Genomic DNA, 15,716 nt, shown 5'->3' on the forward strand with positions numbered 1-15,716 from the left:
ATAGTTACCGCCCAATAATGGGCGGTTTTTTATTTGGAGTAATTTATGTCTAAAGAGTTGAGTTTTAAGATTTTACTTGAAGCAGAAACAGGAAAATTTGTACAAGCAACAAAACAGAGTGAGCAGTCTGTTAAAGCGATGTTTGAGCAGATTAAACAGCAGTCAAAACAAACGAGTCAAGAGTTTAATGAGCTAGCTGATGAATTTAATCAAAGCTCATCATCAATCACTAAAATCGAACGTAATTTAAGTCAGCTCAACCAAGAAATGCGAAATGTAGGTACGGCATCGGAGCAAGCTCGTAGCTCGATTGAAAAAGCGGTTACAGGTTTAGGAACAGTACAAAACGCACTCGGTGCGATTGGTATTGGAGCAACGGCAATGGAAATTGCTAATACTGCTGATGCCTATGCAGGCATGACTGCTCGTATTAAATTAGCCATTGGCGAACATGGTAATCTCGAACAAGCCATGCAAAATGTACAGCAAATCGCCATTGATACCACATCAAACCTTGAAGAAACGGCTAATTTATATGCAAAACTATCTAACATTGGCAAAGAAATTCAATTATCCAATAACGATGTTTTAACGCTGACGAAAACCATTAACCAAGCGATTGCCGTAAGTGGCGGTAGTGCCGAAACCGCTCAAGCAGGTATTCAACAGCTTGGACAAGCCTTGATGTCTGGTACATTGCGTGGCGATGAATTTAATAGTATGATGGAAAATTCGCCCCGTTTAGCTAGAGCCTTAGCTGATGGACTTAATGTGCCATTAGGCAAATTAAGAGAGTTATCTAGTCAAGGCAAATTGACATCTGATGTAGTAACAAAAGCATTATTGAGCCAAGCGGAAACCATCAGTAAAGAATATGCCCAAATGCCAACCACCATCAGCGATGCAATGGAAAATCTTAAAACGCAATGGACGGTTTTTATTGGGGAAATGGACAAAGGTAGTGGTGCAAGTGCTAAAGTTGTACAAGCACTGACCTATGTATCACAAAATTTAATCGAAATTGCCGATACTGCCATGCTTGCAGGACAGGCATTTTTGGCGTGGAAATTGGGCAATATCGCTTATGAGTTTTATCAAAAATCCAAAGCGATACAAACAGCAAGCGTGGCAATTCAACAAGAAACCACAGCTGTCATTGCCAATACTCAAGCTCAACTTGCCAATGCGAGAGCCACACAACAAGCAAATATTGCTCAACAAGGCATGGCAGTACAAAGCACTAAAAATGCTCAAGCAATTAGCACTGCAACACAAGCCACAAGCACCAGTTTAATGGGCTTGGTTGGACGTTTGGGGCATTTAGGCATTGCTATTACTGCATTGGGAGCATTAGTTCCTACCGTATTGCAACCGATGGGCGAAGCTATTGGTGAAATAGCAGCAAAAACAGTGCTTGCACTAAATGGTGAAGAAGATGCATTAAAGAAATTAGAGCAACAACAACTTATTGAACAAAGAAATGCTGAGTTTTTAGCTAAACGTAAGCAAGAATATGCTCAAGCCTTAGCCAAAGTGCGTGAACAAAGTTTAGGCTTAAGTGCTGATAGTAAAAAATTAGTCGCTGATTTTGATGCGTTAAAAAATGCAGGTAAAGCCACAGGCGATGCCTTAAAAGAAGCATTTGATAAAGTCAATTTAGGCTCAACCAAAGGTATCAATGATTATGTAACCGCACTCAATGCCCTACAACAGCAAGGTAAAGCGACTGCTGATGAGATTAAAGCCAATCTCAAGCAAGCCATGTCAGGTCAAGATTTGATTGTATTTCAGACCAATGCAAAAGCAGCTTTTATGGGGACAGCTCAAGAAGCACAAAAAATGGCATTGATTACTGAACAAGCGATGATTTTAGCGGTTGAACGTACAGGATTAAGTTTTGAACAGCTGAAAGGACATGGCAGTCAAGCAAGCCGTGCATTGGTGAATGATACACAAATCATTATCAATAGCCTAGATCAGTTAAAAATGCAAGGTATTGATACAGGTATGGCTCTGAATGCGAGTTTTAGTAAAGCTATTCAAGGAGCTGAGACTGAACAGCAACTTGGGGCAATTCGTGGGCAAATCCGTCAGATGAAAACCGAATTGGGCGAAACAGTCAGCAACGGATTATTGCAACAAGTCGAACAACAAAGTCTTAAAATTAAGCAAAATTTAGACCAAGTCACTGCAGGCATTAACTCGGTCAATGAAGCATTTAGTGTATTTGGATTACGCTCCAGAGATGAAGCTAAATTGATGGCAGAAAACTATAGACAAGCATTTGAAAAGCTAAAAAATAGCGGACAAGCAACAACTGACCAATTGAAACAAGCCTTTCAACAGTATGCCGATGTTGCTATTCAAGCTAATGGTGGTATTGCTGATAGTGCATTACAAAGTCAAGGTGCAATGCTTGGTCTATCTGTTAAAGCTGACGAAACAGGCAAAAGTATCATTGAAAATATGCAACAAGCTAGTCAATCGGTTAATCATCTATCTAATACTGCTTACAATGCCACAGGTGGGTTTGATGCGTTGGTGAAATCTGCTGAAAATGCCATTGCCAAAAGCGAAGAGGCTATTGAGAAAGCTACCCAAGCAGGCGAAAAAGGCGGTAAATTAGGCACAACCACACGCACTTACTATAGCATTGAAGCCATTACCAATGAACTTAAAAATAAGGGCTATGATGATGCTCAAGCCTACGCTAAAGCCCAAGAAGTTTTTTATAAAGCAAGTAAGCAAATGCTTGCATGGGCAGGTAGTAATAATTTGATGAAAGACTTAGCGAATAATGCGATTAATCGTCATGGTGTAACGGCTGAAGCCATGTATCAAGCGATGAAAAAAGCAGGTGAGCAGGCTGTAGCCATGAATGCCCAAAAAGCATTACAGGAAAAACAAGCTCAACAACAAAAAGAGCTTGCCGAGCAAGTGAAACAGATTGCTCCAACGGTATCACAGCCAGTTACGCCACATATGACACAATCGGTGGATAGAGTGGTGAAATTGCAATTTGATATTGGCGGAAAAACGGCTGAGTTAATGGGGACTCACGATAATGCAAATAGTTTAGAGGCAATGTTCCAACAACTTGAAATGCTGAAACGGAGAAGTTAATGCGTTTAACACATACAGCGACACAAGAAACCATCTCGATTGAAGATGGTTTTTTATGGTCTGATGAATTCGACTGGAAACCGATTGAGCAAAAACAAGAACGTGCGATTGATGGCACGCTGATTGTGCAAGAAGGTAAGAAAAAGTCAGGGCGTTTAATGACTTTAGTACCGCCTGATGAACATCAAGGTTGGGTAGAACGTCATATTTTATCCAAATTGATGGACTGGTCAGCCTTGCAAGATACTTTTGTTTTGCAATTTGAATACCCGCATGATACACGGCGTTTCAATGTGATTTTTAATCATCAAGATGGGGCGATTGAAGCTAAACCAGTTAAAGGCTTTCCAACGGTCAATGATGATGAATGGTATAGCGTTACTTTAAGATTTGTGATTGTCTAAATAAAAGTGAATCGCTTTAAGCACCAATTCATTTTGATTTAAATCTAAATCTTTAGCCGTTTGTTCAATAAATTGAATATCTTCAATTTTAAACTTGAATGCTTTGATTTTTATACCACGTTTAGCATCACTTTCTGCTTGAATTTGAGTGCGTGTTTTAGGGCGTTCAACAATTTTAGGCATAATACTTGACCTTTTATTTAAATGGGTTTAAGATTAGGGTTAAGGAGTGATTAGGGTTTCCCCTAACCAAGCCATGAGATAGTGTCAGTATCTTTTAGGCTACCTGATTAATAAGCTGGAAAACTCATTAAGAGCAGGATAATCAAGGCGATGATTTTGTAGACTGTAGTCATTGCCTTACTCCTTAAGTTTATCACTAGGCTTGTCCTAGCCCAATCAACAGACCCGTTCTGTTGATATAGATATTATAGGTTAAACCTACATAAAAGTCAAGTAAATATTTAATTTTTATAATGAAAATATGACAAGAAACTGGGATTTAATTCGTCAAATTTTAATCCATATTGAACAACTTCCTGATTTTGAAACGCCTGTATTTGCAAATCATTTTAATGGATATGATGAGCAAACGGTGAATTATCATTTGTGGCTCTTAATTCAATCTGGTTTAATTGTTGGTGTGTGTAATAGTGATACACCTAAAGCAGGTTTATTTTGCAAAGCTTGTTGTTTAACATGGCAAGGGCATGAGTTTTTAGCAAGTGTTCAGCAGGATACAATTTGGCATAAGATTAAAACAATGGCAAAAGAGCAATCGCTCACATTGTCTTTTGAAGTTGTTAGGCATATTGCTTTAAAGTTAATGTAAAAAATAATCGTATAAAAACCGTCCGAAAGGGCGGTTTTTTTATTGGAGTTTATATGACGATTGAACCAAAAAATTTAGTGTTATATCAATCAGAACGTTTAGCCGATACGCCTGATGGTGGCGGTCAATACAATGGACAAATTGTGGTTGATGGCCAGTCTAATAACTTATTTACAGATGTTTCAGAACTTGACCGCACCATGGGGCGTGTGTCATTGCGTAAAATTTTTGCAGGTGTAAATACCGCAGATACAGATATGCTCATGGGAGCAACGGTGTTTGTCTCTAAAAATCCTAGCGACCCAAATGTGTCAGCATTGTTATTTAGCACACAATCGCATACTGATGAGCGTAGCCAAGCCCAAAACCGCATTGAAAATTATCTTGCCAAAGGTGGTCAAGTGGCAGGTGTGCCATTGGATACCCATTGGCAAGGTATGAAAATTTTGCAAGTGTGTATGTTTTTATCTGATGAACCCAATCAAGTAGGCGATAGTATTGTCTTGATTAGTAATGAAAATAAACCTAATCAAGTTGAGCAATATGTACGCATTTTAAAAGTGGATACACGCATTGCCAAAATGATGATTAATCATAAAGAAATTGAGTATAAAATCGCAACCTATACCATTAATGACCCATTGGCAACGGATTTTGTCGGATTGTCAGCAGGGCAATGGTACGATGGCGTAAAATCAGAAACGATTATCCGAGATACCCTAGTAGCGGATACGGGTAAATATTTTGGTAGTGTGGCGTTGGCTGAAAATGTCAATAAAGGCGATTTTACAGTTAAAGGGGCAAGTATTTATGCCCAAATTATCCCATCAGCTCAAGCAGAAACTCCGATTGTTGATGTCAATGCGATAGGCGAACGTGTGGCATTGGTGGCTGGAAATACGCAAAAAGTGCAATTTAATACGCCAGTGAATGCTCGTACATCGCAAAATCTGTACATTGGTTCATCAGTATTGCCGAATAGCTTATCATTTTCCTTGAATGGGCAAGCAATTACAGATGATGGCGGATTGCTCAAATATGCCAATGGTACTCAAGTTGGTACGATTGATTATCAGCGTGGTTTACTGCAATGGACGGTTGATATTGGCTATTTTACATCTGTTGTGATGGAGTTTACGCCTGCAGTGGCACAAACACAGCCGACACAATCGGACAGCATTATCATTACGCAAAAAAATCAGTCATTGAATTATACAGGTATGCTTGTGCCAATTCCTACAATGGGCAGTGTCAGTATCTCATACATGGCTCAAGGTAAATTTTACGAAGTGCGAGATATGGGCAATGGACAGTTAAAAGCCTTTGGTGATGGTTTGGGCAGTGGTACGATTGATTATGAGACTGGGTCGTGGGTTTTAACGTGTGGTGCTTTACCTGATGTGGATACGCCAATTTTAATTCATTGGGCAACGCCAATCACCACATTTAGCCGTGCAAATACCACAGTTAAACCTGCTCAAATTGCATTTGATTTAGGTCAAGAGGGCATTGCTGCAAATAGCTTAACTGCGACATGGCAAGTCAATGGACAGCAGAAAACCGCTCAATCCAATGCTCAAGGGCAATTTACAGGCGATGCTACAGGATTTATCAATTATGCCAGTGGTACAGGTTATCTCATTCCCAATGTATTACCACAGAAAGGAACAGAGATTACTTTTAATTATCAACATGGCACGCCAAAATTAACCGCTCAACAAGTATCACCTGATACAAACAATACGTTACGTTTTAAGATTGGTTCGGGTGCGATTGCAAAAAATAGTGTTGAGTTGCTGATTCCTGTAACAGATAAGCTCAATAAAGTGCAGTCGCAAATAACATTTACTGATAACCCTACATCTGGTGATATGGGGAATTTGGTGAATCATTTGGGGCAAGTGCAAGGCACGATTAATTATCGTACAGGGCAAGTGGTGATTACACCATCATGGCAAAAAAATGTTTATACAGAAGAATTTGCATCTGTAAAAAGTGATAAATGGCTTATAGATTCGGTTTGGACAGGATAATGATTACACAAATTAGCAAAGTTACGCAAAAAACTGAAACACTAAAAGTGTATCATGATACACAAATTGCGATTAAATATCGTGATACTGCAGGCGATACAGTTGGCAATAAAACAGTGAATGTAGATAAACTTACATTTGATTTGACAGCAGGCTACAATGAACAGATTTTAGCAGGTTCAGTGCGTTTGATGTTGGGTCATCATGTGTATGTTGATAAACTTGGACAGATTTATCGTCATCATGATAATAACAGTACATTGGCAGGTGAGATTAACTATGCCAACGGTGAAATGACTTTATCGACATGGCAAGCTGAACAAGAAAACCGTATTAATTTACAGAGTTTAGCGACATCGAGTGATACTTTACCAATTAATCATGTATGTTTCCGCACGCCAACAATTCCGTTGCGTGTAGGCTCGTTTACCATGACTATTAACACTTTAGAGCATGGACGGATTACTTTAAAAGCCAATGAGCAAGGTGTCATCCAGCATGAAAAAGCCATCGGTAAAGTATCGTATGATACTGGTTTTGTTGATGTGCATTTTATACAAAAAACGCTGATTACGCCTGATAATCATGCCGAAATCAAAGCGAAAGATTGGTATCATGCCGATTTAGAGTATCAAGATGGTGGAAAAACTTACATCAATGTGCCAATTTGGGTAATTGCAGATAGTGTACGCTACAATGCGATTTCTTACAGCTATATTCCATTGGATAAAGATGTTTTAGGCTTATCCGCTACTCGATTACCGCTCGATGGACGTGTGCCGATTTTCCGTGTTGGCGATATTGGTGTGATTTGTGCTGAAAAACGCCAAGAATTAAACGAGCCGATTGCAGGTAAACAATTTACATTGCAGGACCAACGTTTATCTTTTGTGGAAATTGTGGATAGTGTGGGGACGAAGTTAGACCCAACTTTATACACGGTGGATTATGAACAAGGCACATTGACACTGGGTGGCGACTTCACAATAGGGCGATTACAACCACCTTTGACCGCTGTATATCGTTATCAAGATATGGGCTTAATTCGAGATGTGCAAATCAATGGGCAAATCTCATTCACTAAACCTGTTACCCATGATTATTCGCCAGAACATTCGATTGTTGGTTCAGCGTTGATTATTGGCGATATGTACGCACGTTATGCCAATAAATTTGAACAAGTAACGTGGAATGCAAAATGGGAAAATGTCTCAACTGATGAAAGTTTATCTGCTAACTACAATGATGCCTTGTATCCGATTGTCGTAACCAACAAGGGAGCGATTCAGGAACGATGGGCATTAGTGTTTACAGATAATACCAATTTCCGCATTATTGGCGAAACATCAGGCTTAATTGGTATTGGTAATATCAATGAAGATTGCTCACCGATTAACCCAATTACGCAAGTACCTTATTTCACGATTAATAAAGATGGTTGGGGCAGTGGTTGGACGAACGGAAATACCTTGCGTTTCAACACGCACGCCAGTATGTATCCAATTTGGTGTATTCGTACTGTCAAACAATCGGAACCGACAACATTAAGCGACCAGTTTCAGCTCATGTTGCGTGGAGATATTGACCGATAAGCCATCATCTTTATGATGGCTTTATTTTTTGGAGTAAATAAAATGGTTGCTCAAACTGATATTAAATATTATGTACACACAAATCACAAAGCACCGCAGTTAGAAAATGCGTATGGCTCAATGCTGAACGTATTAGATGCGTGCTTAGTCAATGGTTTTGGCTCGCAAACGGTTGATAGTCTTACTGCTAATGGTACGACAGTAACGGCTGATTTTGGTAAAGCCCACAATTTATTACGCTTTCAAGTGATTAAAATTGATGGAGCTATTCAAGATGAATTTAATGGCGAACACCGCATTTTAGAAGTTACGACTAATACGATTACATTTGAAATTGCACAGCCTGCCAGTGTCAATTATGCCAGTGGTTTAATTAACTGTTCATTACCGCCTTTGGGGTGGGAAAAGCCATTTGCCAGTGAAAATCCAAATGGTGGCGGTAAAGGGGCGTATCGTTCAAAAAATACCTTATTGCCAAATCGTCCATTTTTGCGTGTAGTTGATGAATTAGACCCAAGTTACAATGCAAATTGGGCGAAATATGCAAAAGTGGGCATGGTGGAAGATATGCTCGATATTGATACCATGATGGGGCAACAAATCCCTTTTGATGTCAATAATCCGCAAAAAAATTGGGTAGGTAATAGTACGAGTAATGGTTGGGCAAAGTGGTATTATGCTTTAGCATTTAATGAGAATACATCAGGTTATGAACAATCAACAGTAAGCGATGGAATAAGAAGCTGGGTAATGATTGGTAATCAAGACTGGTTTTTTATTTTAAATCGTTTTCATACAGATGAAAGTTATAATTTACGCCATGTTCCAATGTTTTTCGGAAAAATCGAAGATGATTATTTAAATGGGAGTTGTTTAGTTTCTATACCACATGATAATTACAATACTCTTGAACCTTATGATATGACTGGAATAAGTTATATTGAGAAGGAGAGTATTTATGTGTCAAATGACTTATCTTTACATCACAACAAAGGATATTTGAATACAAGTCGAAAATTAGCATCTGGTCGTGATGATTTTATGCCTGCTCCATCTGATGATATTCCAATTATTTCGAGTAGTATCAATATTTTTAACAAAAAAAATGTGTATCGTGGATATTTTCCATCAGTAGAATTTTTGTATCAAAAATTACCGTATCAACATTTACATACCTTTAAATACAAAGGTAAGTTTAAAATTGCAGTGGGTTGTATGTCATATGAAGATGGCATGTTGCTTTTTGGTTTAGGTGAGTAGTATGATTTTTGTGAAAAGTAGATTTTTTGCTTATCCTGCTGGTGAAACAAGACATTCTACATATCCTTTCTTTTCTATTCGTGGACAAGTGTTAAAACGTGGCATAAATATCCCTTGTCGAGTGCGTTTATTTGTCAAAGCAACAGGGCAATTATTTAAAGATGTGGTTACTGATGAAAACGGTTATTATGAATTTAATGAAATCCCACTAAACCGTTATTATGTGGTGGCTCACGACCCTGATGGCGAATATAATGCGGTGATACAGGATAATATTATTCCTAAATAAAGGTAGATATTGATGATTATTTTAGAGTTTAAAACTGGTTTAGCTGTTGATAGTCATCAAGTCGTTTTACACTTAGGTAAAATTGAGCCTATATTGCAAGATGAACCAAAGCAGGTTAATAAAACTACATTAGAATTTGTTTGTAAATGTAATAATGTGGACAGTCATAATGTTATTTTACATTTTGGCGATGATGGCTCAATAGATAATTCAATTATTCCGCCTAATCCTGACAAACCTAATCAGCCTGATAAGCCCATTGAATTTGAGCCATTTAAACGCCCATTGATTGCGATTTTTGGCGTGGATTATCAACAGGCGAATAGTGGTCAATCATCAATATTATCGACATGGGCAAAAACTGATGATATGGCTCAAGGTACAACAATCACTTGGCAGGATAGTGATAAAATCCATCAAGATGTTGATATGCCTTATGGTTCAACAGATTATACCAGTAATGATATTGATATTATTTTTGATGAAAGTCGAAAATATCAACAAACATCTAAAATTGTGTGGCAAGAAAATGATAAATTGCGTTTAAAAACGGATATTGTTTATGATAATAGTGATACATTTAGCCAATTAACTACTTTAATTTGGCAGGAAATGATACGCTTAAGACAATATGATGATGTGATTTATCAACAGGCGAATGAATTAAAACGTTCGCCTTTTTTATTGTTATGGCATATTGGGTTAAATCAATATCAAAATGATAGTATTGTGTGGGATATTGGTCGAGCGGTTTATTATCGTAAAAGTATTATTGAGCCGATTTTACCAAAACCTAAACCGCAATATGTGGGCAATACAACATTAGAATTTATTTGTAAATGTCATGATGTGGATAGCCATAATGTCATTTTACATTTTGGTGATGATGATTGTATTCCAAATGTTGAACCGAATAAAAATAGTCAATGGTGGTATATTGTGAATCGTTTATCTGTTATCCGTGCGGATACTGGCGAAGAGATTTTAGTTACGCAGGGTAATTTATCATCTGACCGTAATAGTTGGTGTTGGTCGTATAGTTTAACTGTGCCAACAAGCGAACTTGTTAAACTCAATCCGATTGAGCAAAAACCTGTTATTTTAAAGCTAAATATTAACGGTTATATCCATTTGATGTTATTAGAAAATAAACAGCGTAGCCTACAATTTGCCAGTGAATATTACACATTAACAGGTCGTAGCCCATCAGCATTGTTGGATAGTCCATATAGTGCCACACGCTCATTTACGCAGGAAAATGACCGAACATCGGTACAATTAGCCCAAGCTGAAATTGATAGAGCGACTGCACATTTAAGCAGTCGTTTTAATTTTGATATGGCGTTAAAGTGGGATTTAATCGATGAATTGGGGTGGGTTGTGCCATCGGATAGTTTGACATATTCAAATTTAAGTCCAATTTCAGTCATTAAAATGATTGCAGAGAGTGCAGGTGGATTTATTTTATCTGAGCCACACAAAAATCAATTAACGGTAAAAGCATTATACCCAAAAACATTTTGGGATAATATCACGGTTGATGATTATCAAGCCAAAATTCCAAGTAGTATTGTTACTGATTTATCAACGGATTATCAATATTTGCCAGATTATAACGGCATAACCTTAACCAATGATAAAACTGGATTAACAGCCCTAGTCAATCGCCGTGATACCGCAGGAGATGTATTGCTTGAAGCAGTGAATAATCCATTATTTACCGCTCAAAGTATGGGCGGATTTGCTAAATCTCAATTAGCAAAAGCAAAATTAGTTGAAACACATCGCATTGCCATGCCATTAACTGACAAAGTTGGATTTATTAAACCTGCTGATGTTGTAGCATTTGATGGGCAATGGTGGGGCGTGGTTAATAGTATCAGTATCCAGTTTAATTATGCCCATGTTGTGCAAAATGTTGAAATTGAAAGGGTGAATAATGAGTAATTATTTGCAACGTTTGATTGATTTAATGCCTAAAAATCGTGAATTTGTAGGCATTATTCAATCGGCAAATCACCCATACTATAAAGTATTGGTATCAGATAAAACAGGTTTGGTCATGTGTAGTAGTGTGCAAGCCTTTAAACGTGGCGATAGAGTAGTCGTGCAAGGGTTGGAAATTAAACGGCTTGCAGTGGGTGAAACTGTGATTAGAATTGAAGTGTAATTTTTTTACATTAACTTAACCTAGACCACTCTTATGAGTGGTTTTTATTGGAGTTTAAAATGCCTGAAAAAGTGTCTTATTTTTTTCCCCAATTTTTAATTATTGTTTTATCAATTATTGGGGCATTGTTTGGCTTGGCAATTGGTGGTCATTTTGAAGAAAATGGAACGCTAAAACATAATAAAAAGCAGTTTTGCATTACTCTTTTATTTGCGATTTCTTTTAGCATTTCTGGCGGTGCGTTTATTATTGAACATTGGGGATTTGCTCACTATAGCCAGTCAGCTAAAGGATTAATCCACTTATTGACTGCTGTTTTCGGTGTGTTAATTATTGGTATTGGTTATCGCTCTATCCAGCTTACTTTTACTGATAAAACATTACCAGAAATTATTGCCGAAATTAAAAATATTGTGAAATCTTGGACAAAATAGGTGTAAATATGACTGTAAAAGATTTTTTTAATAAATTACGCTTGATGAGTGGCGGTCGATTAACGCAAAATCAAGTGGATAGTGCTAATGTGATTATTGATCAGGTCGGATTAGAGCCATTATCAGCCATGTTGGGTGTATCTAAAAATATGCAATTATCTGACAATGGGTTTAATTTAATTGCTGAGTTTGAGGGATTTCGCTCGGCTACTTATTTAGATGCTGTCGGTGTACCTACAATCGGCTATGGTAATACATATTATCTTGATGGTACAAAAGTCAAAATGACGGATAAGCCAATCAGTAAAGATGAAGCAAAAGCCTTAAAATTAGCCATTATCAATCAGGATTTTGCCCCTGCTGTCAATGCGATGTTTGCTGATGAGATTGCACAAGGGCAAATCACACAAAATATGTTTGATGCCTTGATTAGTCTTGCGTATAACATCGGTACGGGTGCTTTGGCGAAATCTAGCATTTATCGCCACATTAAAGCAGGTGATTATCAAAAGGCAGGGCAAGCCTTTTTGCTTTACAATAAAGCAGGTGGGCGTGTTTTAAATGGCTTAGTACGTAGACGAGAAGCCGAAAAGCAGTTGTTTTTAGCGTAAAGTAGGGGAGTAATTCCCTACTTTTACTTGATTAATATTTAATCTAATTAAAAATAATGGGTATATTAACCCACTATTTTTTTGCTACCAATTTACTACTTATTAAATTAAATTTAATATAACTTATTGTTTTTATTTTAAAAATAAATATTATATATCCAATCTAACATCGGGGCTAGGCTTATACGTTTTGGAATTAAATCAGTAAGTTGGAGATTTTCCATCTAATATCACACTTTGTTATTGAGTAAAATGGGATTTATATTTTAGCATTGAATACGTAATTTTTCTATTCATAAATAAAAGGTGTGTAGAATAAACCACACACCTTTACTTTAAAGCAAAGCACTATTATTTTAACAAATGTTTTTCGAGATAATGAATATCCATCGCATTTTCACAGAATTGTTTATCTTGCAAAATGATTTGTTGATGTAATGGAATATTGGTTTTGATACCAGTAATAATCATTTCATCAAGTGCTTGACGCATACGAGCAATTGCTGTTTTACGATCTTGACCGTGTGCGATGAGTTTAGCAATCATTGAATCATAATATGGTGGAATGCTATATCCTTGATAAATATGACTATCTAAACGAATGCCTGCACCACCTGCAGCATAAAATTGTGTGATTTTACCAGGGCTTGGTAGGAAAGTGGTTGGATCTTCGGCATTAATACGACATTCAATCGCATGACCACGTACTTGTACATCTTCTTGTTTAATATTTAAACCTAAACCAGAAGCGACTAAAATTTGTTGTTGAATGATGTCGATACCTGTAACCATTTCCGTTACTGGGTGTTCAACTTGAACACGTGTATTCATTTCAATAAAGAAAAATTCGCCATCTTCATACAAAAATTCAAATGTACCTGCACCACGATATTTCATCAATTTACACGCATTGACACAAGCCTGTAAAATATCGGCACGGGCTTTTTCAGGTAAATTCGGTGCTGGTGCTTCTTCTAATACTTTTTGATGACGGCGTTGCAATGAACAATCACGGTCATATAAATGAATGGCATGACCTTCACCATCGCCCAGAACTTGCACTTCGACATGACGTGGTTTTTGTAAGAAACGTTCCATATAAACCGTATCATCGCCAAACCACATTTCTGCATCACGCATCGCAGCTTGAACTGATTCAACCAATGTTTCTTCACTTTCAACGATACGCATACCACGACCGCCACCACCTGCCGCAGCTTTTACGATTAAAGGATAGCCGATTTTTTTCGCTTCTTTAATCGCATTTTTAGGTGTTACTGCATAATCAACACCAGGTACAGTAGGCACACCTGCTTTTTTCATTTCAATGATGGCAGAAACTTTATTCCCCATTGTACGGATTGTATCTGGGCGTGGACCAATAAAGGCAATACCTGCTTCTTCAACCGCTTGAGCAAAATCTGCATTTTCTGATAAAAAGCCATAACCAGGGTGAATGCCATCAGCTCCAGTAAGTTCGGCAGCAGTAATAATATTGGCGATATTTAAATAACTGCCACTACTTGCACCTTCGCCAATACAGACCGCTTCATCAACAAAACGTAAGTGCATTAAATCTTTATCGGCTTGTGAATACACGCCAACGGTTTGAATACCAAGTGTTTTACAGGCACGGGCAATGCGTAGGGCAATTTCGCCACGATTGGCAATCAGCACTTTTTTTAACATGATGTTATCTCTCTTTAGGCTGAATTAACCACGAAAACGGAATAATGGCTGACCGAATTGAACCACATCTCCATTTTTAACTAAAATTTCTTCAATGATACCATCTTGAGTTGCTTCAATTGGGTTCATGATTTTCATCGCTTCGATAATACATAATTGCTGACCTGCTTTTACAGCTTGACCTACTTTTACGAATGGAGCTTCATCAGGGCTTGGGGCAGCATAGAACACACCGACCATAGGTGAAGTCTCAATTGCACCTTGAATCACATCAATGGTATTATGAGCGGGAGTAGAAATCTGAGGTGCTGATACTTGAGCTACAGCAGCCACCGCAGGCGGTGCATAAATCGGTGCAGGTGCTTGACGTGTTACCGAAATTGATTGATCGCCTTCTTTTACTTCGATAGCGTGTAAGTCTGATTCAATCATTAAATCAATCAGTTTTTTAATCTTGCGAATATCCATAGGAATAGCCCTGTTTACTTGAAAAATAAATAAAAATTAAGCTTTAAAATGCTCAATACCATAATTTAAAGCAGCTCGATAACCGAATGCACCTAAGCCACAAATCACCCCAATGGCTTTGTCTGATAAATAAGAGTGATGGCGGAAAGGTTCTCGTGCGTGTACATTGGACAAATGAATTTCAATAAATGGAATTGCCACGCCCAATAAAGCATCTCGTATAGCGACCGAAGTATGTGTAAAAGCAGCTGGATTAATTAAAATCAATTCAATATTTTCATTTTGTGCTTGGTGGATACGTTCAATAATTGCACCTTCCCAATTACTTTGAAATGTATCTAATTGAATATGATGTTGTTCAGCATATTGAACTAAATCTTGATGTAATTCATCTAGCGTTAAACGTCCATAGATTTCAGGCTCACGCTTACCAAGTAAGTTAAGGTTTGGTCCTTGAATAAGTAAAAAATGACGTTTCATACACAAATACTCAGTTTAAAAACTATCAAATAAATAATATAGTTTATCGCAAAATTGGCGGATTTTCATATTATTTATTGACAAAATTTATAAATTTGGTGAATAACTTACACATTTAGGTAAGGTTTTCTCATAGTGCAATATCATCTATTTTTTAGCATAAAAGTGCAATGTTCAAAACTGCCAAAAAAATTATCACAATTGTAAATATTTGTATCTAATAAAAATACATAGATGATTAAAATAAAGTAATCGTAAGATTTTAAAAGTGGTTAGGGCATAAGAAAATAGCCAATTTTATTGGGGAAATTGGCTATTTATGACTTAAAAG

The 15,716-nt window shown here is 37.4% G+C and carries 15 protein-coding genes; 11 read left to right on the forward strand and 4 right to left on the reverse strand.

The features are described from left to right. The first annotated feature begins 45 nt into the window (after window positions 1-45). Both LU301_RS05120 and LU301_RS05125 read left to right on the forward strand, forming a co-directional pair. Window positions 46-3,123, forward strand: coding sequence for a tape measure protein (locus tag LU301_RS05120; RefSeq protein ID WP_305273387.1), 3,078 nt, complete (start codon window positions 46-48; stop codon window positions 3,121-3,123). Then, window positions 3,123-3,527, forward strand: coding sequence for a hypothetical protein (locus tag LU301_RS05125; RefSeq protein WP_305273389.1), 405 nt, complete (start codon window positions 3,123-3,125; stop codon window positions 3,525-3,527). The genes LU301_RS05120 and LU301_RS05125 overlap by 1 nt, the downstream gene beginning before the upstream one ends. Here LU301_RS05125 and LU301_RS05130 read toward each other — a convergent pair. After that, a complete protein-coding gene (locus LU301_RS05130) occupies window positions 3,507-3,710 on the reverse strand; it encodes a hypothetical protein (RefSeq protein ID WP_305273392.1) in 204 nt (67 codons plus the stop codon). The two genes, LU301_RS05125 and LU301_RS05130, sit on opposite strands and share 21 nt — an antisense overlap. A 301-nt stretch (window positions 3,711-4,011) precedes the next feature. Between LU301_RS05130 and LU301_RS05135 the strand changes: the two genes are divergently transcribed. From LU301_RS05135 to LU301_RS05175, 9 genes are read left to right on the forward strand one after another with little or no spacing between them, the layout of a single operon-like run. Beyond that, window positions 4,012-4,359 (forward strand): DUF2513 domain-containing protein, encoded by a 348-nt coding sequence (locus tag LU301_RS05135; protein ID WP_305273394.1) that lies wholly within the window; start codon window positions 4,012-4,014, stop codon window positions 4,357-4,359. 53 nt (window positions 4,360-4,412) lie between these two features. Next, a complete protein-coding gene (locus LU301_RS05140) occupies window positions 4,413-6,392 on the forward strand; it encodes a hypothetical protein (protein WP_305273396.1) in 1,980 nt (659 codons plus the stop codon). Then, on the forward strand, window positions 6,392-7,984 hold the full coding sequence (locus tag LU301_RS05145; RefSeq protein WP_305273398.1) for a hypothetical protein: 1,593 nt from the start codon (window positions 6,392-6,394) through the stop codon (window positions 7,982-7,984). The genes LU301_RS05140 and LU301_RS05145 overlap by 1 nt, the downstream gene beginning before the upstream one ends. 42 nt (window positions 7,985-8,026) lie before the next feature. Next, a complete protein-coding gene (locus tag LU301_RS05150) occupies window positions 8,027-9,244 on the forward strand; it encodes a hypothetical protein (RefSeq protein WP_305273400.1) in 1,218 nt (405 codons plus the stop codon). A 1-nt stretch (window position 9,245) separates the two neighbouring features. Next, complete coding sequence (locus tag LU301_RS05155) at window positions 9,246-9,533, forward strand: carboxypeptidase regulatory-like domain-containing protein (protein WP_305273402.1); 288 nt, start codon at window positions 9,246-9,248, stop codon at window positions 9,531-9,533. A 12-nt stretch (window positions 9,534-9,545) separates the two neighbouring features. Next, entirely contained in the window at window positions 9,546-11,480 is a 1,935-nt protein-coding gene (locus LU301_RS05160) for a hypothetical protein (RefSeq protein ID WP_305273406.1), read from the forward strand. Further along, window positions 11,473-11,703 (forward strand): hypothetical protein, encoded by a 231-nt coding sequence (locus LU301_RS05165; RefSeq protein ID WP_305273409.1) that lies wholly within the window; start codon window positions 11,473-11,475, stop codon window positions 11,701-11,703. The genes LU301_RS05160 and LU301_RS05165 overlap by 8 nt, the downstream gene beginning before the upstream one ends. 59 nt (window positions 11,704-11,762) lie before the next feature. After that, window positions 11,763-12,137 (forward strand): hypothetical protein, encoded by a 375-nt coding sequence (locus LU301_RS05170; protein WP_305273411.1) that lies wholly within the window; start codon window positions 11,763-11,765, stop codon window positions 12,135-12,137. Window positions 12,138-12,145: 8 nt separating this feature from the next. Continuing rightward, window positions 12,146-12,748: a lysozyme gene (locus LU301_RS05175; RefSeq protein ID WP_305273504.1), complete on the forward strand. Its 603-nt coding sequence runs from the start codon at window positions 12,146-12,148 to the stop codon at window positions 12,746-12,748. A gap of 351 nt (window positions 12,749-13,099) precedes the next feature. On the opposite strand, the gene accC is transcribed toward LU301_RS05175, so the two are convergent. The 3 genes from accC to aroQ are packed head-to-tail and all read right to left on the reverse strand — an operon-like array spanning window position 13,100 to window position 15,385. Next, window positions 13,100-14,437, reverse strand: a complete 1,338-nt coding sequence (gene accC, locus LU301_RS05180; protein ID WP_305273506.1) for an acetyl-CoA carboxylase biotin carboxylase subunit — start codon at window positions 14,435-14,437, stop codon at window positions 13,100-13,102. 24 nt (window positions 14,438-14,461) lie between these two features. Then, window positions 14,462-14,905 carry an acetyl-CoA carboxylase biotin carboxyl carrier protein gene (gene accB / locus LU301_RS05185; RefSeq protein ID WP_305273509.1) on the reverse strand — a complete coding sequence of 148 codons (444 nt, stop codon included), beginning with the start codon at window positions 14,903-14,905 and terminating at the stop codon, window positions 14,462-14,464. Between the two features lie 36 nt (window positions 14,906-14,941). Then, window positions 14,942-15,385, reverse strand: coding sequence for a type II 3-dehydroquinate dehydratase (gene aroQ, locus LU301_RS05190; RefSeq protein ID WP_305273512.1), 444 nt, complete (start codon window positions 15,383-15,385; stop codon window positions 14,942-14,944). Between the last annotated feature and the right edge of the window lie 331 nt (window positions 15,386-15,716).

Source organism: Moraxella sp. ZY210820 (genome assembly GCF_030674635.1).
Lineage (GTDB): Bacteria > Pseudomonadota > Gammaproteobacteria > Pseudomonadales > Moraxellaceae > Acinetobacter.